At 64.8% G+C, this 21456-nt stretch carries 17 protein-coding genes and 1 pseudogene; 8 read left to right on the plus strand and 10 right to left on the minus strand.

Annotation, left to right across the window (positions count from 1 at the left end):
- Positions 1 to 67: 67 nt before the first annotated feature.
- The gene (locus tag CVM52_RS08500) at positions 68 to 787 is read right to left on the minus strand and encodes a VPLPA-CTERM sorting domain-containing protein (RefSeq protein WP_133119815.1); all 720 of its coding nucleotides are present in this window, start codon (positions 785 to 787) and stop codon (positions 68 to 70) included.
- A gap of 343 nt (positions 788 to 1130) precedes the next feature.
- On the opposite strand from CVM52_RS08500, the gene CVM52_RS08505 reads away from it, so the two are divergent.
- Positions 1131 to 2246 carry a carboxylate-amine ligase gene (locus CVM52_RS08505; RefSeq protein ID WP_100162082.1) on the plus strand — a complete coding sequence of 372 codons (1116 nt, stop codon included), beginning with the start codon at positions 1131 to 1133 and terminating at the stop codon, positions 2244 to 2246.
- 59 nt (positions 2247 to 2305) lie between these two features.
- Here CVM52_RS08505 and CVM52_RS08510 read toward each other — a convergent pair whose 3' ends face one another.
- A complete protein-coding gene (locus CVM52_RS08510) occupies positions 2306 to 2968 on the minus strand; it encodes a VPLPA-CTERM sorting domain-containing protein (protein ID WP_100162083.1) in 663 nt (220 codons plus the stop codon).
- Positions 2969 to 3326: 358 nt separating this feature from the next.
- On the opposite strand from CVM52_RS08510, the gene CVM52_RS08515 reads away from it, so the two are divergent.
- From CVM52_RS08515 to CVM52_RS08530, 4 genes are all read left to right on the plus strand, one after another.
- Positions 3327 to 4469 (plus strand): acyl-CoA dehydrogenase family protein, encoded by a 1143-nt coding sequence (locus CVM52_RS08515; RefSeq protein ID WP_100162084.1) that lies wholly within the window; start codon positions 3327 to 3329, stop codon positions 4467 to 4469.
- Positions 4466 to 5497 (plus strand): enoyl-CoA hydratase/isomerase family protein, encoded by a 1032-nt coding sequence (locus tag CVM52_RS08520; RefSeq protein WP_100162085.1) that lies wholly within the window; start codon positions 4466 to 4468, stop codon positions 5495 to 5497. Before CVM52_RS08515 ends, CVM52_RS08520 begins: the two co-directional genes overlap by 4 nt.
- Positions 5498 to 5509: 12 nt before the next feature.
- Entirely contained in the window at positions 5510 to 6382 is an 873-nt protein-coding gene (gene mmsB, locus CVM52_RS08525; protein WP_100162086.1) for a 3-hydroxyisobutyrate dehydrogenase, read from the plus strand.
- 143 nt (positions 6383 to 6525) lie between these two features.
- Positions 6526 to 6954, plus strand: a complete 429-nt coding sequence (locus CVM52_RS08530) for an excinuclease ABC subunit A (protein WP_240620904.1) — start codon at positions 6526 to 6528, stop codon at positions 6952 to 6954.
- Positions 6955 to 6988: 34 nt separating this feature from the next.
- Here the strand turns inward: CVM52_RS08530 and uvrA are convergent, their stop codons facing one another.
- Together uvrA and CVM52_RS08540 are read right to left on the minus strand one after the other, a co-directional pair.
- Positions 6989 to 9871: an excinuclease ABC subunit UvrA gene (gene uvrA / locus CVM52_RS08535; RefSeq protein WP_100162087.1), complete on the minus strand. Its 2883-nt coding sequence runs from the start codon at positions 9869 to 9871 to the stop codon at positions 6989 to 6991.
- Positions 9872 to 9952: 81 nt separating this feature from the next.
- Positions 9953 to 11122 carry an MFS transporter gene (locus CVM52_RS08540; RefSeq protein WP_240620905.1) on the minus strand — a complete coding sequence of 390 codons (1170 nt, stop codon included), beginning with the start codon at positions 11120 to 11122 and terminating at the stop codon, positions 9953 to 9955.
- Between the two features lie 215 nt (positions 11123 to 11337).
- On the opposite strand from CVM52_RS08540, the gene CVM52_RS08545 reads away from it, so the two are divergent.
- The gene (locus CVM52_RS08545; protein ID WP_100162089.1) at positions 11338 to 11844 is read left to right on the plus strand and encodes a YciE/YciF ferroxidase family protein; all 507 of its coding nucleotides are present in this window, start codon (positions 11338 to 11340) and stop codon (positions 11842 to 11844) included.
- A gap of 55 nt (positions 11845 to 11899) precedes the next feature.
- Here the strand turns inward: CVM52_RS08545 and lpdA are convergent, their stop codons facing one another.
- The 6 genes from lpdA to CVM52_RS08575 all read right to left on the minus strand — a co-directional run bounded on the left by lpdA (position 11900) and on the right by CVM52_RS08575 (position 20692).
- Positions 11900 to 13294 carry a dihydrolipoyl dehydrogenase gene (gene lpdA / locus CVM52_RS08550; protein WP_100162090.1) on the minus strand — a complete coding sequence of 465 codons (1395 nt, stop codon included), beginning with the start codon at positions 13292 to 13294 and terminating at the stop codon, positions 11900 to 11902.
- A 63-nt stretch (positions 13295 to 13357) separates the two neighbouring features.
- Positions 13358 to 14104 (minus strand): SGNH/GDSL hydrolase family protein, encoded by a 747-nt coding sequence (locus CVM52_RS08555; protein ID WP_100162091.1) that lies wholly within the window; start codon positions 14102 to 14104, stop codon positions 13358 to 13360.
- Between the two features lie 112 nt (positions 14105 to 14216).
- A complete protein-coding gene (locus CVM52_RS08560; RefSeq protein WP_100162100.1) occupies positions 14217 to 14798 on the minus strand; it encodes a DUF924 family protein in 582 nt (193 codons plus the stop codon).
- Positions 14799 to 14917: 119 nt separating this feature from the next.
- A complete protein-coding gene (locus tag CVM52_RS08565) occupies positions 14918 to 16180 on the minus strand; it encodes an MFS transporter (protein ID WP_100162092.1) in 1263 nt (420 codons plus the stop codon).
- 105 nt (positions 16181 to 16285) lie between these two features.
- Positions 16286 to 17374, minus strand: a complete 1089-nt coding sequence (queA, locus tag CVM52_RS08570) for a tRNA preQ1(34) S-adenosylmethionine ribosyltransferase-isomerase QueA (RefSeq protein ID WP_100162093.1) — start codon at positions 17372 to 17374, stop codon at positions 16286 to 16288.
- A gap of 45 nt (positions 17375 to 17419) precedes the next feature.
- Complete coding sequence (locus CVM52_RS08575; RefSeq protein WP_172720950.1) at positions 17420 to 20692, minus strand: YhdP family protein; 3273 nt, start codon at positions 20690 to 20692, stop codon at positions 17420 to 17422.
- A gap of 170 nt (positions 20693 to 20862) precedes the next feature.
- Between CVM52_RS08575 and CVM52_RS08580 the strand changes: the two genes are divergently transcribed.
- The gene (locus tag CVM52_RS08580) at positions 20863 to 21324 is read left to right on the plus strand and encodes a peroxiredoxin (protein WP_100162095.1); all 462 of its coding nucleotides are present in this window, start codon (positions 20863 to 20865) and stop codon (positions 21322 to 21324) included.
- A pseudogene (locus CVM52_RS27675) lies at positions 21321 to 21456 on the plus strand (DUF455 domain-containing protein); the annotation flags it as partial. The gene CVM52_RS08580 and the pseudogene CVM52_RS27675, both read left to right, overlap by 4 nt.

Raw genomic sequence — 21456 nt, forward strand, 5'->3', positions numbered from 1 at the left:
GCGTGGCACCACGAAAAAGGGCGGCCCGAAGCCGCCCTTGTTCCCAAATCGGAAAAACCCCTGGGCCTCAGCCCTTGCGGCGATACCGCATCAGCCCGACCCCGCCAAGTGCGGTCAGCAACAGCAGACCGCCGGCGGGCAACGGCACCGGAGAAATCGGCGGGTTGGAATTGCCGTCCGCCGCGGTGCGGCCGCGGGTCGCCCCACTGGGAACATCGACAATCAGGCGGATCCGCTTGATCGCGAAATTGTCGTCACGCTCGCCCGCACCGATGCCCAGAACGCTGCCTTGCAGCAAACGGTTCTGGCCAAGCCGGGTGACCCCGGTATCGCGGGCCGAGCCGTCATAATCCCCGTCTTTGGCACTGTGCTTACGCACGTTCAGACCGCTTTGATACCCGTCCAGAGTGGTGCCGTTATAGCTGGCCACCACCAGGTCGTCGCGGTGATCCGAATTCTTGACGATCACTTTCTTGATCCGAACCGCCTGTTCGAAATCGAACACCAGCATTTCGGCCTTGCCGCGGCCGTCGATCAGGTTGCCGCCACCAGAGCTTTCGGCGCCAAGACCCTTGCCACGCTTGACCAGGCTGATGGCATCGCCAAGCACGCCGTCGGTGTGGGTAAAGCCCGAAACGGTGAAGTCGACGCCGTTGCTGGAATAGGAAAAACTGTTGCCGGTGGCAGCGGCGCCCCCCAGGTTGACCCAGAATTTCAGGGGGGCCGCGTCGGCAGAACCAACAGAAAACGCTGCGAACGTCGCAACAGCCAAGAACTGTTTAAGCACAGAGAACCTCCAAGAAACTTTTACCAGGGTGGATAACCACCGGAACCTAACCCGAATATAGCAAACCCAGTTCCGCTCCGGCAACAGAAAATGGCAAAATTGAGGCAATCGAACCTCGAACCGTGGCAACAATGTATCGCCCTTTGGTTGAATGATTTCCTACCGGAAACAATTCAATGATTTATTGTTTCGAAGCCGGATAATCACTGTTTTTTCCCGGAAATGCCGGTCTTTGCCTGTCTGGGGATGCCCCTGATGTTGACGCATCGCCGATATTGCGCCTTGCTGGTCTACAGGGTCCGCCCCGACGGCGGACGCACCGCGCAACCGGGAAGCCAAGCCGATGCAAAGCGCCTTTACGCTGGGGATCGAAGAGGAATACCTGCTGGTCGACCGCGACACGCTCGACCTGGCGGTGGCGCCGCAATCGCTGATGGAGGCCTGCAAGGCCGAGCTGGAAAGCCAGGTCAGCCCGGAATTCCTGCAATGCCAGATCGAGGTCGGCACCCGGGTCTGTGCCGATATCGGCGAAGCACGCGACGATCTCAGGCGCTTGCGCTCTGAAGTGTCGCGCCACGCGGCGCAACACAATCTGGCGCCAATCGCGGTATCCTGCCACCCGTTTGCCGACTGGAAGACCCAGCACCACACGCCGCGCGAACGCTATGACGATTTGCGTCAGGCGCTGGGGGGCGTGGCGCGGCGGATGCTGATCTGCGGCATGCATGTGCATGTCGGGGTCGAGGACAAGATGCTGCGCGTCGACCTGATGCCGCAGCTCAGTTATTTCCTGCCGCATCTGCTGGCGCTGTCCACCTCATCGCCGTTCTGGCAGGGCGAAGATACCGGGCTGGCCTCGTACCGGCTGACCGTGTTCGACAACCTGCCGCGCACCGGCCTGCCGCCCACCTTCGACAGCTGGGCCGCCTATGAACGGGCCACCGGTGCACTGATCGATCTGGGGCTGATCGAAGACACCTCGAAAATCTGGTGGGATCTGCGCCCCTCGCACCAGTTCCCGACGCTGGAAACCCGGATCATGGATGTGCAGCCGCGGCTGGAGCATACCCTAGCACTGGCTGCGCTGATCCAGGCCTTGATCCGGATGTTCTGCCGCCTGCGCGACCGCAACCTCCATTGGCGCATCTACCAGCGGTTCCTGATCGGCGAAAACCGCTGGCGGGCACAGCGTTATGGCATCACCGAGGGGCTGATCGATTTCGGCGAAAAGGCGATCAAGCCCTTCCCCGACCTGCTGGACGAGCTGGTCGCGCTGCTGGAGGAGGATATCGAGGCGCTGGGCGTCGCCGACGAGATCGCCACCCTGCGCGACATCGTGGCAACCGGCACCAGCGCCACCCGGCAACGCGCGGTTCGCGCCGCGTCGCAGGCGGCGGGCGGAGATCCAGACAAGGCGGTGGTGCAGCACCTGATCGACGAGTTTCAGGCCGATCTCTGACAAAAAAGGGCGGCCTGATGGCCGCCCTCTTCTCTTCCCGAATGCGAATGCGCCGAGCTTCAGACCTTGCGCATCCGGCGGCGCAGCGCCAATGCGCCCAGACCGGTCAGCAGCAACACGCCCCCGGCCGGGAGCGGCACCGGCGTCGCCGGCGGCGGCGGTGTCGTACCACCACCGGGAGTGGCGATGATCTTGTTGCTGCCATTGCCCAGGCCGCCAACGCCCACTTCCTGGAAGCGCAGGCCGACGCGGGTGAAATCGCTTGCTGTCGCGGTGCCCAGGAGAGTCATCATCGCCGGGGTCGGCGAGACCGAAAGCTTGTCGAAACGCAGCGCCAGATCGAAGTTGCCCGACGACTGATTGCCGGCGGTCTGGTCATCGATGTCGCCGTTCAGGTTCGCACCATTGCCAGCATTGTTGGTGTTGGTCGAAAGCGCCTCGAAAGCCAGAGCCGCCGGGCTTCCGGGGGCAAAGAAAACCGTAGATACCGAGTTGCTAAAATCGAAAAACAGGCCCGTCAGCGTGCCGACAAAGGTCGAAGTCGGCGCCAGGCCGACAGTCACCTTCACCCCGCCCGTCGTATCTTCGATGGTCACGGTTGGCGTGACGCTGTTGGGCTTGTCGTTGTAGGTGAAGTTGTTAAAGGAAATGACCGCCGCTTGGGCTGCACCGAACGAGCACAGGACAAAGGTGGCGGCAAGGCTGAATAGTCGTAATTTCATGGTGTACCCCGTAACGCGCTATAGACGCACTGCCAAACAGCAGGTCGTTCTACATTTGAGCAACAACGCACCACTCAAATCAATCATATTGTGACTATTTTGTGTTCACACCCCGCATTTCACCACCGCTGATTGAGCAGATATGGCCCATTATCCGTCCAATCCGTCTTTTTTTGTTGCCATTGTTGACGATATGAGACCCTGAAAATCTGCTCATTCCGGCCAGATTCGCCCCACGGACATCCGCGCAAATCGGTTTTGCACCTGTTCGCCTTGTCAGGTCGCCGGGTGGGCAGTACCACGTAGGGACGGTTCAAGTCACAGGCGTGAGGGAGCGCCGGGCCGGGAGGAGACGTTCATGGACTTTGCCCTGAGCGAGGAACAGACCGCCATTTTCGACATGGCGCGGGATTTCGGACAGGAAAAAATCGCCCCCTTTGCCCGGCAATGGGAAAAGGACGGCACCATTCCCAAATCGCTCTGGCTTGAGGTCGGCGCCTTGGGGTTTGGCGGCATCTATGTCTCGGAAGAGGCCGGAGGCGCGGGCCTGTCGCGGCTGGATGCGACGCTGATCTTCGAGGCGCTCAGCATGGCCTGCCCGTCGGTGGCGGCCTTCCTGTCGATCCACAACATGTGCGCCCGGATGATCGACGCCTTCGGCAGCGACGCGCTGAAGGATCGGGTGCTGGCCAGCGCGGTGTCGATGGAAACCGTGCTGTCCTATTGCCTGACCGAACCCGGCGCCGGATCGGACGCCGCGGCGTTGAAAACGCGGGCCGAGCGCAGCAATGACGGCTATGTGCTGAACGGGTCCAAGGCATTCATCTCGGGCGGCAGCTATTCCGACGCCTATGTCTGCATGGTGCGCACCGGCGAGGACGGCCCCCGCGGTATTTCGACCCTCTATGTCGAGGATGGCGCACCCGGCCTGAGCTTTGGCGCGCTTGAGGACAAGATGGGCTGGCGCAGCCAGCCCACCGCGCAGGTGCAATTCGATGATTGCAAGGTGCCGGCGGAAAACCTGGTTGGCGTCGAAGGCGACGGTTTCAAATACGCGATGATCGGGCTGGATGGCGGACGGCTGAACATCTCGGCCTGTTCGCTGGGCGCGGCGCAGGCGGCGATGGACGCAACCCTGACCTATATGGGCGAACGCAAGGCATTCGGCAAAAGCATCGACCAGTTCCAGGCGCTGCAATTCCGGCTGGCCGATATGGAGATCGAGCTGCAGGCGGCGCGCACCTTCCTGCGCCAGGCGGCCTGGAAGCTGGACCAGAAACATCCCGACGCCACCAAGTTCTGCGCGATGGCCAAGAAATTCGTCACCGAGGCCGGCTCGCGCATCGTCAACCAGTGCCTGCAGCTGCATGGCGGCTATGGCTATCTGGCCGATTACGGAATCGAAAAGCTGGTGCGCGACCTGCGGGTGCACGAAATCCTGGAGGGCACCAACGAGATCATGCGCCTGATCACCGTCCGTTCGCTGCTGGCCGCACGATGAGCGATCTCGACATCCGAGTTCAGGGCCGCGCCGGGCGCATCACCCTGACCCGCCCCAAGGCGCTGAACGCGCTGAGCTATGACATGTGCCTGGCGCTGGACGCGGCGCTGAAGGCCTGGCGCGATGACGACCGCGTTGCGCTGATCATCCTGGATGCCGAGGGTGAAAAGGCGTTCTGCGCCGGCGGCGATATCGCCCAGCTGTATGACACCGGAACGGCCGGCGACTACGGTTACGCCCGCCGCTTCTGGCGGGACGAATACCGCATGAATGCCCGGCTGGCGGAATATCCCAAGCCGGTGGTCAGCCTGATGCAGGGGTTCGTGATGGGCGGCGGCGTCGGCATCGGCTGTCACGGTTCGCATCGGGTGGTGGGCGACAGCACCCGCATCGCCATGCCGGAAACCGGCATCGGCCTGGTGCCGGATGTCGGCGGCTCGCTGCTGCTGGCCGGGGCGCCCGGACGGCTGGGCGAATATCTGGGCCTCACCACCGCACGGATGGGACCCGGCGACGCGATCCGCGCCGGCTTTGCCGACCACTACCTGCCGGAACAGGATTGGCCCGGCCTGGTGGAGCGGCTCTGCGCCACCGGCGAGCTTGCCGCGCTGACCGAGGCCACGAGCCCCGCTCCGGAAGCCGTCTATGCCGCGCAAACGCAGCGGATCGACCGGATCTTCGGCGCCGGTGACATCACCGCGATCCGCGCCGCGGCCGAGTCCGATGACTGCGACTTTGCCCGTGACGCCGCCAAGGCGCTGAACCGCAACTCGCCGCTGTCGATGGCGCTGACGCTGGACATGCTGGACCGGCTGCGCCCCGCGGCCACCATTCGCGACGCCCTGCGGCAGGAATACCGCGCCACCTGGCGCGTGATCGAACATGGCGACTTTCTCGAAGGCATCCGCGCGCAGATCATCGACAAGGACCGCAACCCGAAATGGCGCTATGCTGACGCGGTGGTTCCCGCATCGGTGGTCACCGACCTGCTGGCGCCGCTGGGCGAAGACGAACTGACATTTGACTGAGGGAAGAGCATCATGAATATCGGATTTATCGGCCTCGGCAACATGGGCGGACCGATGGCCGCCAACCTGGCCAAGGCCGGACATAACGTCACCGGCTTTGACATGGCGGATGTCTCGATCGAGGGCGTCGAAATGGCGGCGAGTGCCGCCGAGGCGGTGACCGATCAGGACGTGGTCATCACCATGCTGCCCAATGGTGCAATCCTGCGCAGCGTCGCGGCCGAGATCATCCCGGCAATGAAACGCGGCGCGGTGTTCATCGACTGCTCGACCGTCGATGTCGACAGCGCCCGCGCCGTCGCCGCCGATGCCGAGGCGGCCAGCCTGCTGCTGGTCGACGCGCCGGTCTCGGGCGGTGTCGGCGGCGCGCAGGCCGGCACCCTGACCTTCATGGCGGGTGGCTCGGATGCCGGGTTCAAGAAGGCCGAACCGCTGTTCGAGGTGATGGGCCAGAAGGCGGTGCATTGCGGCGGCCCCGGTGCCGGCCAATCCGCCAAGATCTGCAACAACATGATCCTGGGCGCCACCATGATCGCCACCTGCGAGGCCTTTGCCCTGGCCGACAAGCTGGGGCTGGACCGGCAAAAGATGTTCGACGTGGTGTCGACCTCATCCGGCTATTCCTGGTCGATGAACGCCTATTGCCCGGCGCCCGGCGTCGGCCCGCAAAGCCCGGCGGATAATGACTACAAGCCCGGCTTTGCCGCCGAGTTGATGCTGAAGGATCTGCGGCTCAGCCAGCAGGCCGCCGCCAGCGCCGATGCCGACACCCCGATGGGGGCGCTGGCCGAAACGCTTTACGCCCGCTTTGTCGAAGAAGAAGGCGGCAAGGGGCGCGATTTCTCGGCCATGCTGCCGCGGTTCGAAAAGCGCGGGCGCGGATAACCACATCGCCTCGCGAAACAAGTGCGCCGCCAGCCTTCTGGCGGCGTGTTGGCGTTTTTGCGCAGAAATCCGCAACTCGGGAAGGTTTCAGCAACGGAAACTGGCGCCTGCGCGTTTTACTTACATCAGAACGCGAGGAAACCATGAAACTCAACCCTATCGTATTGCTCACCTGTGGCGCCCTTTTGGCCCTGCCCGCCACCGTTCAGGCGGCACCGGACTTTCAGAAAACGGGGCACGGCGCGGAGGTGGTAAAGGCCGCTGGCTGCCCGCCCGGCCTGGCCAAGAAGGGCAATGGCTGTCAGCCGCCGGGGCTTGCGAAACAGCCGCAGCGCGACCGCGACGATAACGCCTACCAAAACGGTTACCAAGACGGCCATGTCGACGCGCTGCGCGGCTATCGCATCGGCGACCGCATCCAACGGGATTACGTGGTGATCGAACGCACCGCGCGCCACGGTCTGGACCCGAACGGCACCTATTACCGCGTCAATGGCGGGGTGTACCAGGTCGACCGCCAGACGCGCGAGATCCTCGGCATCATCGGTCTTGCCGCGCGCGTCCTGAACTGACGACGGATCAGGGCGTCCTGCCGGGCGCCCTGTCCTATTCCGCCGCCACCTTGCGCGGTTTCAACATGTCTTTCAGATAGCGTCCGGTGTGGCTGTCGGCGACCTCAGCCACGTCTTCCGGCGTGCCGGTTGCGACGATGCGGCCGCCGCCATCGCCACCTTCGGGGCCGATATCGATGATGTGGTCGGCGGTTTTGATCACGTCGAGATTGTGCTCGATCACCACCACCGAATTGCCCTGGTCGACCAGTTCGTGCAGCACTTCCAGCAATTTGCGCACATCCTCGAAATGCAACCCGGTGGTGGGCTCGTCAAGGATGTAGAGCGTCCGTCCGGTCGACCGCTTCGCCAGTTCCTTTGACAGCTTTACCCGCTGCGCCTCGCCCCCTGACAGGGTCGTCGCCTGCTGGCCCACCTTGATGTAATCCAGCCCGACGCGATGCAGCGCGTCCATCTTCTCGCGGATCGACGGCACCGCCTTGAAGAACTCGCGCGCATCTTCAACCGTCATGTCAAGAACGTCGGCTATGCTGTTGCCCTTGAATTTGATTTCCAGGGTCTCGCGATTATAGCGTGCGCCGTTGCAGGTCTCGCAGGTGACATAGACATCGGGCAGGAAATGCATCTCGATCTTGATCACGCCATCGCCCTGGCAGGCCTCGCAGCGGCCGCCCTTGACGTTGAAGCTGAACCGCCCGGGCTTGTAGCCGCGCGCCTTGGCCTCGGGCAGACCGGCAAACCAGTCGCGGATCGGGGTGAAGGCGCCGGTATAGGTGGCCGGGTTCGACCGCGGCGTGCGGCCAATCGGGCGCTGGTCGATATCGATCACCTTGTCCAGATGTTCCAGCCCCTTGATCGTCTCGCAGGGCGCCGGGGTCTGCCGTGCCCCGTTCAGCCGCATCGAGGCGGTCTTGAACAGCGTCTCGATGGTCAGCGTCGACTTGCCGCCCCCCGACACGCCGGTGACGCAGACGAACTTGCCCAGCGGAAATTCGGCGGTGACCTCCTGCAGGTTGTTGCCGGTGGCCTTCACCACCGTCACCGATTTGTTCTTCTTGCCCTCGCGCCGCGTCTCGGGCACCGCGATCTCGCGCGTGCCGGCCAGGTACTGCCCGGTCAGCGAGGCGCTGTCGGCAGCGATCTCTTCCGGCGTCCCATGGGCCACCACCTGGCCACCATGCACCCCGGCGCCGGGCCCGATGTCAAAGACGTAATCCGCCTCGCGGATCGCCTCTTCGTCATGTTCCACCACGATCACCGTGTTGCCCTGGTCGCGCAGGTTCTTCAGCGTGCCCAGCAGCCGCCCGTTGTCGCGCTGGTGCAATCCGATCGAGGGCTCGTCCAGCACGTAAAGCACCCCGGTCAGGCCCGAACCGATCTGGCTGGCCAGCCGGATCCGCTGGCTTTCGCCACCCGACAAGGTGCCGGAAGACCGTGACAGCGTCAGGTATTCCAGGCCCACATTGTTCAGGAATCCCAGACGTTCGCGGATCTCCTTCAGGATGGCGCGGGCAATCTCGTTTTTCTGGTGGCTCAGCTGATCGGGCACCGTCTGCACCCAGTCCAGCGCCTCGCGGATCGATTTCTCGACCACCTGCCCCACATGCAGCCCGGCAATCTTCACCGCTAGCGCCTCGGGGCGCAGCCGATACCCTTCGCAGGTGCCGCAGGGCCGGTTGTTCTGATAGCGTTCGAATTCCTCGCGGACCCAATTGCTGTCGGTCTCGCGATAGCGCCGCTCCATATTGGGGATCACCCCCTCGAAGGTGCGCGTCACCTGGTAGATGCGCCCGCCCTCGTCATAGCGGAACTCGATCTCCTCGTCGCCCGAGCCATACAGGAACACCTGCTGCACATGCGCCGGCAGGTCCTTCCAGCGGGTGTTGCGGTCGAACTCGTAATGTTTCGCCAACGCCTCGATGGTCTGCAGGAAATAGGGCGACTTGCCCTTGCGCCAGGGCGCCAGCGCGCCATCGGCGATCTTCAGCGTTGCGTCCGGCACCACCAGACGCTCGTCAAAGAACAGCTCCATGCCCAGCCCGTCGCAATCCGGGCAGGCGCCGAAGGGCGCGTTGAAGGAAAACAGCCGCGGCTCGATCTCGGGAATGGTAAAGCCCGAGACCGGGCAGGCGAAATTCTCGGAAAAGGTAATGCGCTCGGGCGCGTCCGCCGCGTCGTCTCCGGCATCCGCCTTGGGCGCGGTTTCCAGAACCGCGATGCCATCGGCCAGGTCCAGCGCGGTGCGCAGCGAATCCGCCAGCCGCGTTTCCATCCCGGCGCGCACCACGATGCGGTCGACCACCACGTCGATATCGTGGCGGAACTTCTTGTCCAGCACCGGCGGCGTATCCAGCTCGTGGAACGCACCGTCCACCTTGACGCGCTGAAAACCCTGCTTGCGCAGTTCCAGGAACTCCTTGCGGTACTCGCCCTTGCGGTCGCGCACGATGGGGGCCAGCAGATAGGCGCGGGTGCCCTCCTCCAGCGCCATGATCCGGTCGACCATGTCCTGCACCTGCTGCGCCTCGATCGGCAGCCCGGTGGCGGGGCTGTAGGGCGTGCCGGCGCGGGCAAAAAGCAGCCGCAGGTAATCGTAGATCTCGGTCACCGTGCCGACGGTCGAGCGCGGGTTCTTCGACGTGGTCTTCTGCTCGATCGAGATTGCCGGGCTGAGGCCGCTGATATGGTCGACATCCGGCTTTTCCATCATGTCGAGGAACTGCCGTGCATAGGCCGACAGCGATTCGACATAGCGACGCTGCCCCTCGGCATAGATCGTGTCGAAGGCCAGCGATGACTTCCCCGATCCCGACAGCCCGGTGATGACCACCAGCTGATCGCGCGGAATGTCCACATCGATGGATTTCAGGTTGTGTTCGCGCGCGCCGCGCACCTCGATATGTTTCAGCTCGGCCATGCTGCCCCCGTTAACGAGATGTAGACATATGTCTGCTGGCCCGAATCTCCAACAGAAAAATGCGAACGTAAAGAGAACATCCTAGGCAAGCTGCCGCCGCCGCCGGCCCGCCAGCAGCAGATGCAGCAAAAAGCCGCAGGAATAGAGCGCGATGGCAAACAGCAGGAAGCCGCCGATGCCGGCCTGGGCCAGCAAAACCGCCAGCAGCGGCGTGCCGCAGGTGGTGCCGACATTGCCCATCTGCGCCAGCGCGCCATTGGCCTGGGCCTGCGCCTCGGCCCCGGTATTCAGCTGCGGGATCGCGGCAAAGCTGGCCCCCTGTACCGGGCCCAGCGCCAGGGCCAGCGCCAGATAGGGCCAGACCTGGCCGGGGAAGGCCCAGACCGCCAGGCTGGCCAGCAGGCAGGCGGCAAAGCCCGCCTGGATCACTGTCACCGCCGGAAAGCGGCGCAGCAGCCAGACTCCCAGCGTCATCGACGCCAGGATACCGCTCAGCGGCATCAGCCCGACCACCATGTCGCGGCTGCCCGGCGGCAAGAAGCGCGGCATCAGCGTCAGGATCGCCACCCAGGACCCGGCATAGCAGACCCAGCCCAGCGCCGGCGCCGAAAGGTGCGGCGACCGGTAGATGCGGATATGGTCGCGCAGCACCGAACGCAGGCTGATCGCGCTGCCGCCACGCGCCACCAGGTCGCGCGGCAGCAGCACCGCAACCAGCCCCGCCATCGCCGCCATATAGGCCCCATGCGCGGCATATAACGCGCCGGTGCCCCAGGCCCGCGCCAGCGGCAGGCCCAGCCAGACCAGCAGCGCAAACGCGACGCCAAAAAACGTCGACCACAGTGACAGGGTGAAGCCGCGGTGCCGCTCGGCGCTCAGCTGCGCGATCAGCGTCGGCGCTGCCACCACGATGGCCAGGTGCGAGGCGCCCTCGACCACACGGCTGGCCAGGAACAGGCCCAGCGGCGGCAACAGCGCCTGCCAGGCCGACACCGCCGCCCCCAGCGCCAGCGCCGCGATCAGCGCCCGGCGATAGCCGATGCGCGAGACGATCAGCCCGGCGGTTACCCCGAACAGGATGCCGACGAAGCCCACCAGCGACACGGCAAAGCCCAGCAGCGCGCCTGCCGTGCCATAATGCTCGGCCAGCATCTGGAACGAGACCGAAACCTTGCCGAACTGCGCCGCCGCCCCCAGCCCCGCGGCCCAGAGGCTGAGAACGACAAGCCAGTTGGTTCGGGTTCCGGGCAAGGACGGAGCGGTCATGAAATGGCGAGTAGAGCGACGGCGACGAATCCGCAAGCGGCAGCTAGCGTCGGCGCTTCTCCACCCATGCGGAACATCGTGCCGCGGTGGCACGGAACCCAGAAGCCCGCAACGCGGTTTGAAGCTCGCGGCACCGCGTTCGAAAGTGGATTTCAAAGGACGGAGCGTGCTGTTTTCTGCATCCCCGAAAGGACCATAAAATGGCCAAGACCAAGACCTTGCACGACCTCTTTCTGGACACGCTGAAAGACGTCTATTACGCCGAAAAGAAGATCCTGAAATCGCTGCCGAAGATGAAGCGCGCCGCTCAATCGGAAGCGTTGAAACAGGCCTTCGAGAAACATCACGCCGAAACGGAAGGCCAGATCGAAAGGCTGCAGCAGGTGTTCGACCTGCTGGACAAGCCGGCGCGCGGCAAGACCTGCGATGCCATCGAAGGTCTGATCGACGAGGCGGAGGAAATCATCGACGAGTTCAAGTCAAGCCCGGCGCTTGATGCCGGGTTGATATCCTCCGCGCAGGCTGTCGAGCATTACGAGATCGCCCGTTACGGCACCCTGATCCGCTGGGCCGAGGAACTGGGCATGAAAGACGCCGCCAAACTGCTCGACGAGACCCTCCAGCAAGAGAGCAAGACGGACGAAACCCTCTCCGAGCTGGCAGACGCGACGGTGAACGACGCCGCCAAGGAACCGGAAGAGGCGTAAACGCAAACCGGCGCAGGGCTGACCCTGCGCCGGCACGTGCTACTCGAAAATTAACTTAGATATGGACCACACGGTCATAGGCATCCAGCACCGATTCATGCATCATTTCGCTGAGCGTCGGATGCGGGAACACGGTTTCCATCAGCTCGGCTTCGGTGGTTTCCAGAGTGCGGCCGACGATATAGCCCTGGATCAGTTCGGTCACTTCCGCCCCAACCATATGCGCGCCCAGCAGCTCGCCGGTCTTGGCGTCGAAGACCGTCTTGATCATGCCCTCGGGCTCGCCCAGCGCAATGGCCTTGCCGTTGCCGATAAACGGGAAGCGGCCGACCTTGACCTGGTGCCCAAGTTCTTTCGCCTTGGCCTCGGTATAGCCGACCGATGCGACCTGAGGCTGGCAATAGGTGCAGCCGGCGATGGCCTCGGGGCGCACCGGATGCGGATGGCCGCCGGCGATCAGTTCCGCCACCATGACGCCTTCGTGGCTGGCCTTGTGGGCCAGCCAGGGCGCGCCGGCGACATCGCCGATGGCAAACAGCCCTTCGACGCCGGTGCGACAATATTCATCCACCACCACATGGGTACGGTCGATTTTCACCCCCAGTTTCTCCAGCCCCAGATCCTCGACATTGCCGACGATGCCCACCGCCGAAATCACCGTGTCGAAATCGATCTTCTCGGTTTTGCCGCCGGCCTCGATATGCGCCGTCACCTTGCCCTTGCCGCGGTCCAGCTGCTTGACGCTGGCCTTTTCCATGATCTTCATGCCCTGCTTGGTGAACTGCTTCTTGGCAAAGGCGCTGATCTCGGCGTCTTCCACCGGCAGGATGCGGTCCATCACCTCGACCACCGTGGTTTCGGCGCCCAGCGTGTTGTAGAAACTGGCAAACTCGATGCCGATCGCACCCGAGCCGATGACCAGCAGCTTTTTCGGCATCCGCGGCGGCTGCAACGCGTGTTTATAGGTCCAGACCAGATCGCCATCGGCCTCCAGCCCCGGCAATGCGCGGGCGCGCGCACCGGTGGCGAGGATGATGTTCTTGGCGGTCAGCTCTTCGCTGCCCTTGTCGGTCTTGACGCTGACCTTGCCCTTGGCCGGCAAGGTCGCCGCGCCCATCACCACGTCGATCTTGTTCTTTTTCATCAGGTGGCTGACACCGCCCGACAGTTGTTTCGCCACCCCGCGCGAACGCTTGATCACCGCATCGATGTCGTAACCGATCTTCTCGGCGCTGAGGCCGAAATCCTTGGCCCGCTCCATCAGGTGAAACACCTCGGCCGAACGCAGCAGCGCCTTGGTCGGGATACAGCCCCAGTTCAGGCAGATGCCGCCCATATGCTCGCGTTCGACAATTACGGTCTTCAACCCCAGCTGAGCCGCGCGGATGGCGGCGACATAGCCGCCGGGCCCGGCGCCGATTACGATCAGGTCATAGGATTTGGCAGCCATGTGCGTCCCTCGGGCAAGCTGGTTCAGAAACTAGTTTACCATTAAACTAAATTCCGCAACGCATCAATGCCCCGTCGGCGCACCATCCCGATTATCTGCCGCGGCCATGGCCTGCGCCACCCGCGCGCCGATCCGCCGCGCCCCCAGTTGCGAGGGGTGCACCCGGTCGACATACCAGTGGCGCTGATCCGCCGGATCGATCGCCCCTGCCGCCGTCACATAGAACACGCCTGCATTGCGCGCCGCCAGCCGTGCCATCCGGGCGTTCAGCGCATCGATCTCGTCCTGGCAGCGGGCAAAGGGATTGGGTCGGACATTGCCGTCGTAATAGCCCAACAGCATGACCCGCGTGCCGCCTGTCGTCAGACCGCGCACAAAGCGCGGGATCTCGCCATCCCGGCCATCGGCGCTGATCAGCCCGTCCAGATTGGCGGTGCACCGCTGGCAGCCACATTCCGACATCAGGTCATTGGCACCGCCATTCAGCAGCACCCAGTCCCAGTCACCCGCCACATATTGCCGCCGGATGTCGCCGCCGCGCGCGGTGACCCGCGCGCTGGTGCTAGTAAATCGGGCGCCCGACACCGCGCGGTTTTCCACCGGCACCCCCATCTGTTCGGCCACCGCATCGCCCACCGAGGCGCCCCAGAAGGAATGAAACGCCAGGATGCTGTCGCCGATCACCAGGATCTCCGCATCCGCCCGCGGCGCCGGCCGGCCGCCGCAGGCGGCGGTCAAACACAGCAGCAACGCGCACATCCCCCACCGGGGCGCGCGGCAAAGGTGCCAGCTTTCACGAAAAAATCCCATGCCGCCCCCTCTTCCCAACTCCGCCACCAGTTAGGGCACGGGCCAGGCCGATCAATGGGCGCGCGTTGCCGGCCTCCGGCAACGCCAAGGCGATGTGTGGCGAGGTGGCGCCTTAGCCCACCACCGCCTGCAATTCGCGCACCGTGCGGCCATAGCCGCCATTGGAGACATAAGCGCTTTCCGCCCCGGTGGAACTGCGCTGCAGAACCTCGTTGCGGTAGGGGAAGCGTCCGAACTGGCGGATCACCTCGCGATGCGCGCGGGCGTGCAACAGGTTGTCCGCTCCCGCCTTCGGCATTCTTTCATGCATCAGCCGGACACAGCGGTCCTGGTCGCACAGGTTTTCCGAATGCATCAGCGGCAGGTAGAAAAACTGCCGTGCCGGTTCGTCGATCTTCAGATCCCACCCCTTGCCGATGGCGGCCTTCGCCGCCGTCAGCGCCGCGCGGTCGCTGGAAAAGGCGCGCCCGGAGCCGCGAAACATGTTTCGGGGAAACTGATCTGTCAGGATGATATAGGCCAGCGCGCCACTCGGATAGGTCAGCCAGAGCGAATATCGCCCTTCCATGGCCCCTTCCCAGGTGGATTTGAACTTTTCGCTGATCTTCGCGTCCAAGGCGTCGCCGCCGTCATACCAGCCTTTCGGGCCGATTTCGTCTAACCAAAAACTCAGTACATCTTCAGGGCCAATCATGGGCTCCACTCCACTTGTTCCACTACACACCCCCGGGCACATCTCAATCTAAACGGGGATCTATGGGTATGTTACAGTAACAAATTGCAACATCCGCGAAATGTTTCACAAAATCCGCATTAAGCCGCTGATTGGTCCTCGCGATCGGCCTCGATCGCAAGTTCCTGGGCAAATTCCACGGCCACGGGTGTCGAAGTCGGCGACATCGGCGACATTGTCCCCGTATCGGAAACCGGAACCGACGGGCGCTGAGTCATCCGATAGCCGGAATACGCCACCATCGCGAACAGCAAAACCAGCAGCAGCAGGAAGAAACCGGACGCGCCGAAGACCTGGTCGCCCATCAGCCAGCCGGTCACCAGCGGCCCCGCCACCGCGCCCAGCCCGTTGATGAAAACCAGCCCGCCCGAGGCGGCGGCCATATCCTCGTGCTGCAGGAAGTCGTTGGTATGGGCGATCAGCAGCGAATACAGCGGGTTGGTGGTGCCACCAATCACGAAGGCGGCGATCAGCAGCAGCGGATACACCCCGCCGAAAACCATCCCGATCAGCGACCCGACACCGCCCAGCGCCGCCACGCTCAGGATCAGCACCCGCCGATCCATCCGGTCCGACAGCCAGCCCAGCGGATATTGCAGCAACAGCGCGCCGACATAGAACGAGCCGACAAAGAACGAGATCTGCGCCACCGTCAGCCCGGCCTCGGCGCCGTAAACCGCGCTCATCCCGAACTGGGCGGAAAACACGCTGCCCAGCAGGAACATGCCGACACAGCCCAGTGGCGAGATGTTCATGATCTGCCGCAGGCTCATCGGCTTGGTGGTTTCGAAGGCGGGGGTCGGGCTGATCGACAGCAGGATCGGCGCGAAGGAAACCGAGATCAGCACCGAGGCGATGATGAAGGTCTCGTATCCCGACGGGTCGGCCACCAGCATCAGCGCCTGGGCCACCACCACGCCCAGCATCATCACGATCATATAGAGCGACAGCGCCTTGCCGCGGTTCTCGTTGCTGGCGGCATTGTTCAGCCAGCTTTCGGCGGTCACATACACGCCGGAAAAGCAGAACCCGATGATCACCCGCCCAATGATCCAGAACGCGGCCTCGTTCAGCAGCGGGTAAAGAATCATCACCGACGAGATCAGCGAGGCGAGCGCCGCAAAGACACGGACATGGCCGACGCGGCGGATCATGTCGGGCGCCATGCGCGAGCCGCCCAGGAAGCCGACGAAATAGGCCGCCATGACAAAGGACATCTGCAATGTCGAGAATCCCTCGATATTGCCGCGCACGCCCAGCAGCGTGCCCTGCAACCCGTTGCCCACCATAAGCAGGCCGAGTCCGAGGAACAGCGCCCAGGCGCTGGTGAGAACTTGCAGCATGGGGATCTCCCCGTGTTCGACTGTGTCGTTTCGATTTCGGGCCGGTATCGGCCGGTGACTCGCGATGGGTCGCCTTGATCTGCGACAGCCGCCCTGTCGTTTTCGTTACAGGTCAGCCTGATCTTGCCCGTTTCTTTCAGGCCCGTCGCCGGGGATCAACAGCGACGCGTCGCCATAGGAAAAAAAGCGGTATCGCGCCGCCACCGCATGGTCATAGATCCGGCGCACCCGGTCATGGCCGATCAGCGCCGCCACCAGCATCAGCAGGGTGGATTTCGGCAAATGGAAATTGGTGATCAGCGCATCGGTGACCTGAAAGCGAAAGCCCGGATAGATGAAGATATCGGTCTTGCCCCGCCACGGCGCGATGGTGCCGCCCCGCGCCGCGCTTTCGATCAGGCGCAGCGCGGTGGTGCCCACCGGAATCACCCGCCCGCCGGCGGCCTGTGTCGCCGCAATCTCGGCGGCGGCGGTGTCGGTCACCTCGCCCCATTCGGCATGCATCTTGTGGGTGGTGACATCCTCCACCTTCACCGGCAGGAAGGTGCCCGCGCCCACATGCAGAGTGACATAGGTGAACCCGATTCCCATCCCGGCCAGCCGGTTCAGCAGCGCCTGGTCGAAATGCAGCGAAGCGGTGGGCGCAGCCACCGCACCGGGCACGCGGGCAAAGACCGTCTGATAGTCGGTCCGGTCGCGGTCATCCGCACCCCGGCGCGCGGCGATATAGGGCGGCAGCGGCATCTCGCCGGCCTGCGCCAGCGCGGCGTCGAATTCGTCACCCGCCAGGTTGAACCGCAGAAGTCCCTGCCCGTCTTCCACCGCCTCCAGCCGCGCGGCAAGCGTTTCCCCAAAGCGGATCTCTTCGCCGACCTTCACTTTTTTCAGCGGCTTCAGCAGCGCCGCCCAGCGTCCGTCGGTCCGCGGTTCCAGCAGCGTCACTTCGATCCGTGCGGCGGTCTCGCCCTGTGCGCCGCTGCGGTGGCGCTGTCCGCTCAGGCGCGCCGGAATCACCGCGGTGTCGTTCAGCACCAGCCGATCACCCGGGCGCAGCCAGCGCGCCAGGTCGGTGAACCGCGCATCGGTGATCGCCTCCGGCTCGGCCACCAGCAGGCGCGAGGCCGAGCGGGGCACCGCCGGACGGTCGGCGATCAGATCCTCGGGCAGGTCGAAATCAAAATCGGCAAGTTTCATGCCGCCGCGCTTTAGCGGCTTGTTCGCGGCTTTGCCACAGCTAGTTCAGCGTCCGCCGGTGCTGTCCGCCCCCTGATAGGGGGTCGAGCGATCAACGGTTTCGCGCGCCGGCGCATCCGGGTCCTGCGGCGGCGGCGCGCGGAAGATCTCGCGGAACACGCTGGGCGTCAGGGCCGACAGCGGATTGACGCTGACCGCCGGGTCCTGCGCGGTGCCACGCAGGGTATAGTTGAACCCCAGCAGCCCTTCGCCCTTGCGGGTCAGCACCGCGCCGATGCCGTTCAAAACATAAACGGGCGAGATCACCCCCTGCATGTCCAGCCGGCCGCTGACCATATCGAAAATGCCGTCCATCGACAGCCCGATGGACGGCCCAACCGCACTTGAGGAATACAGGGTCAGCTGTGACGGAGACAGCCGGAAGCGCGCATCGACCTCGGAGAACTGGATTCCCTGCCCGGTCATTTCATCCAGCAGGCCGATCACGCTGACCGAGTTCAGCAGCGCCGCAATTGCCGGTGCGTCGCGCACCCGCGTGTCGGTGACCCGCAACGTGCCGTTGAACTGCCCGGCCGTGTCCACCGGGGTCAGCACCAGGTTGAAATCGCCGCCACGTCCCTGCCGCAAGATCCCGGCCGAACGGAACACTCCCCCGGCATCGTCCGACCGCAGCCGCACCGCGTTGCGCCCGCCCTGGGGCACCAATTCGCCCGACACCGCGGTCTGGCCGTTGACCAGCCCGCTAAACGCGCCGTTCAAACCGCCCGAGGTGGTGAAATCGCCGGTCACGTTGGTCAGCGCGATGGTGTCGCTGATCTGCAACCGGTCCAGCGCCACTGACAGCGGCCCCGAGGCACCTCGCGATCCGCCGAAGGCGGCGCTGCGCATGTCCAGGCTGCCGCCTCTGATCTGGGTCTCGGGCGGCGCATCGCCGCGCCCCACCAGGTCGACCTGCGCGTTCAGCCAGTTGCCGATCCGGACCGAGCTGAAACTGGCCCGGTCAAGCCCGCCATCCGCGCGCGTCTGCACCGTGCCGGTGGCGGCCAGCCCCGCCGCCTGCAGCTCCAGACGGTCGATCCGCGCCGCGGTTCCCAGCCGGCCCTCCAGTTCCAGCCGCCCTTCGGTCTGCGCAGCCTTGGCCCAGCCCAGTTCCGGCAGGCTCAGCCGCAGACCTTCCAGATCGGACCGCAGCCTTAGTGCCGGCGGTTCGCCGGGCGCAAAGTCGAGCGTGAAGTCGCCGCGCCCCTCTCCGGCGACGCTTCCGGGGGGCAGGCCGATATTCAGCGTGTCGACCAAATCCGGCGACAGGGTGATCGCCCCCGAAAGCCGGCTGGCCTTGCCCACGCCCTGGCCCAGCGGCTGGGTCCAGCTGACATCGGCGGGCACGTCGTCCAGAAGCCCCGCCCCGGCCAGGGTGATCCGGCTTTGATCGCCGGTGATCCGCAGCCGCGGCGCCGTGACGGTGTGGCCCGGCACCAGCACGTCACTGGCGACATCCGCGATCGCGCCGTCGACATGGAACTCGATCTCGCTTAACGGCACCTTGTCCTTCAGCGGCAGCGCCAGGGTGCCGCCGACCTGCACCTGCCCTTGCGCCAGATCGGGGGTAAAGGGCGTGCCCTTCAGCACCTGAAGCGGCGGACGGTTCAGCAGCGACATCACCGCCTTGACCGGCCCCGCCCCCTGGATCCGGACGATCCCCGGCGCGCCCTGCTTGATGCCGGTATCGGGCACGATGAACGAAGTGCCCGACACGTCCAGCGCGCTGCCCTGATCCGCCAGCACCCGCCCCGCGGTTGCGGTGACGGTAAAGCGATTGTCGATGAAGGTGGCCTGCCCCGCCGCACCGGTGATCGGCGGCATGGTTTTAAGGAACCGGATCTCGGCATCCTGAAAATCGAAATCGGCATAGATATTCGGGCGCGCGCCGGGTTCGCCGCGCAGGGCGAAATTGATGTCGCGCAGCAGCCCGCCGGTAAAGTTGCGCGCGGCCCAGTCCCGCGGCTTGGGCGCCACCCGCGCCGGCCAGAGCGCCACCACCCGGTCCGGCGTCATTTGGTCGATCCGGCCATCCAGCGCCAGCCGCCAGCCCGATTGTCCCGCATCGAAACCGCCCGACAGGTGCAGCGCGCTGTCGCCGTCCTGCACCACGGCTTCGCCCAGCGTCAGGCGGAACGGCCTCAGTTCCAGCCGGAAATCGGCAGTGGCCCGGTCCAGCTCCAGCGGCTGGTCATACATGCCTTCGGGATCGATGCTCAGCCCGGTCAGGCTGAATTGCCCGACCAGATCGCTCAGCGCGCCGCCTTCGCCGCCGAGATAGGCGCGGCCCTCGGCGCTGCCTGATCCCCAGGCCGTGGCAACCGAAAGCTCGTCAAAACTCAGCATCCGCTCGCTGGGCGTATAGGTGAAATAGCTGCGCGCGCCCTCGAAGGGCACCGGGTGCGCCGCGTCGGCCGGCTGCAGCGCCCCCGCGCCGATCTGGAGTGTCGCCGACAGCCGCCCCAGCGCACCCTCCGCGTCGACGCTGCCGCGCAACGCCCCCGAGATCGGCGCGCGCAACACGCCCAACCAGTTCAGCGCGACATTCTGCGCCGCCACGTCCTGCGCTGGCACGTCGCGCACCGAAATGCCAAACTCCGCGTCGGGCGCGCCGATCCGGGTCGTATAATTCGCCTCGGCCAGGCTGGCGGAATCACCGCCGCCCAGCAGCGCGAAACTGGAGGCCAGGCGCAGCTCGTCACCGTCGCGGTCCAGCTGGATGCGGCCGCCATCCAGGGTCCAACCGCGCCCCTGGCTCAGATCCTCATAGCGCAGCGTCAGCCCCTCGATTTCGAAGGCGGTCAGCGCCGATAAGGGCGGCATCGCCAGCTGCTCGCTCCAGGTTGCGATCAGCTGTGGCAGGTTGGCGGCGCTGCGCACCGGGGCGTTGCCCTCACCGAAATACAGCTCGATCTTGCCGTCGACATTGCGCTGCAAGGTGGCGATGGCGCCCGACAGGTAGATCCGCTTCGGCTGTATCCGCCCCTTCAGCAGCGGCCGCATTGCCAGGCTGGCCTCGGCATTGGCCAGCTGCACCAGGGTCTGCCCATCCGGCGCGATCAGCGCCATGTCGAGCAGCCGCACGCGCGGCCGCCAGCCTTTCCGCAGCACGAATTCCAGCTCGGAGAAGTTCAGTTGCAGATCTTCGCCCAGGTCCTGTTCGACGCGGGTTTCGATCCGGTCGCGGACCCAGCTGGGCGCACGGATGGTCTGCCCCACCAGGACATAGACCAGCAGCGCGGCCATGACCGAGATGCCCAGCACGAACGAAATCGACATATGCAGGGCGTGTCCCCAACGCGACCTGCGGCGGGGTCGAACGGGGGGCGTGCTGTCGTCGTCCGTGTTCATGCGGGCGGTTGCCCTCGATTTCAACCTCAATGCCTTTATTGTCGCCCAGAGCAGATTATTATGAAACTCACAATTGCCCCAACCACCGGAGCCACGCAATGCCCGACGTCAACGACACCGCCCCCGATTTCACCCTGCCCCGCGACGGCGGCGGCACCGTGACCCTGTCGGGTCAGCGCGGCGGGCCGGTGGTGCTGTTCTTCTATCCCAAGGACGACACGCCCGGCTGCACCAAGGAATCGATCGGCTTCTCCGCCGATATCTCGGCCTTTGACGCGGCCGGCGCCAAGGTGTTCGGGATTTCCAAGGACACGGTGGCCAAACATGACAAGTTCGTTGCCAAGCATGACCTGACCGTGCCGCTGCTGTCGGATGCCGAGGGCAGCGTCTGCGAAGACTACGGCGTCTGGAAGGAAAAGAAGATGTACGGCAAGACCTTCATGGGGATCGAGCGGTCGACCTTCCTGATCGACGCCGACGGCAAGATCGCCAGGGTCTGGCCCAAGGTGAAGGTCGACGGCCATGTCGCCGAGGTGCTGGACGCGGTGCGCGCGCTTTGAGCGTCAGCCTGGCCGAGCGGGCGGCCGAGATCCTGACCACCGCCGACGGGCGCGCCAAAACGGCGCTGTCGCGCAGCCATGCCGCCGACTGGTTCGCAGCGCGCGCCGGTGAGGCGCCGCCGATTGCCATCG

This window comes from Pseudooceanicola lipolyticus, assembly GCF_002786325.1.
Lineage (GTDB): Bacteria > Pseudomonadota > Alphaproteobacteria > Rhodobacterales > Rhodobacteraceae > Pseudooceanicola_C > Pseudooceanicola_C lipolyticus.

Excerpts from the sequence above, each read along its gene's own strand:
- CVM52_RS08505 (WP_100162082.1), top strand. The coding sequence starts at position 1,131 with ATGCAAAGCGCCTTTACGCTGGGGATCGAAGAGGAATACCTGCTGGTC.
- CVM52_RS08510 (WP_100162083.1), bottom strand. The coding sequence starts at position 2,968 with ATGAAATTACGACTATTCAGCCTTGCCGCCACCTTTGTCCTGTGCTCG.
- CVM52_RS08515 (WP_100162084.1), top strand. The coding sequence starts at position 3,327 with ATGGACTTTGCCCTGAGCGAGGAACAGACCGCCATTTTCGACATGGCG.
- CVM52_RS08520 (WP_100162085.1), top strand. The coding sequence starts at position 4,466 with ATGAGCGATCTCGACATCCGAGTTCAGGGCCGCGCCGGGCGCATCACC.
- mmsB (WP_100162086.1), top strand. The coding sequence starts at position 5,510 with ATGAATATCGGATTTATCGGCCTCGGCAACATGGGCGGACCGATGGCC.
- CVM52_RS08530 (WP_240620904.1), top strand. The coding sequence starts at position 6,526 with ATGAAACTCAACCCTATCGTATTGCTCACCTGTGGCGCCCTTTTGGCC.
- uvrA (WP_100162087.1), bottom strand. The coding sequence starts at position 9,871 with ATGGCCGAGCTGAAACATATCGAGGTGCGCGGCGCGCGCGAACACAAC.
- CVM52_RS08545 (WP_100162089.1), top strand. The coding sequence starts at position 11,338 with ATGGCCAAGACCAAGACCTTGCACGACCTCTTTCTGGACACGCTGAAA.
- lpdA (WP_100162090.1), bottom strand. The coding sequence starts at position 13,294 with ATGGCTGCCAAATCCTATGACCTGATCGTAATCGGCGCCGGGCCCGGC.
- CVM52_RS08555 (WP_100162091.1), bottom strand. The coding sequence starts at position 14,104 with ATGGGATTTTTTCGTGAAAGCTGGCACCTTTGCCGCGCGCCCCGGTGG.
- CVM52_RS08560 (WP_100162100.1), bottom strand. The coding sequence starts at position 14,798 with ATGATTGGCCCTGAAGATGTACTGAGTTTTTGGTTAGACGAAATCGGC.
- CVM52_RS08565 (WP_100162092.1), bottom strand. The coding sequence starts at position 16,180 with ATGCTGCAAGTTCTCACCAGCGCCTGGGCGCTGTTCCTCGGACTCGGC.
- queA (WP_100162093.1), bottom strand. The coding sequence starts at position 17,374 with ATGAAACTTGCCGATTTTGATTTCGACCTGCCCGAGGATCTGATCGCC.
- CVM52_RS08575 (WP_172720950.1), bottom strand. The coding sequence starts at position 20,692 with ATGTCGATTTCGTTCGTGCTGGGCATCTCGGTCATGGCCGCGCTGCTG.
- CVM52_RS08580 (WP_100162095.1), top strand. The coding sequence starts at position 20,863 with ATGCCCGACGTCAACGACACCGCCCCCGATTTCACCCTGCCCCGCGAC.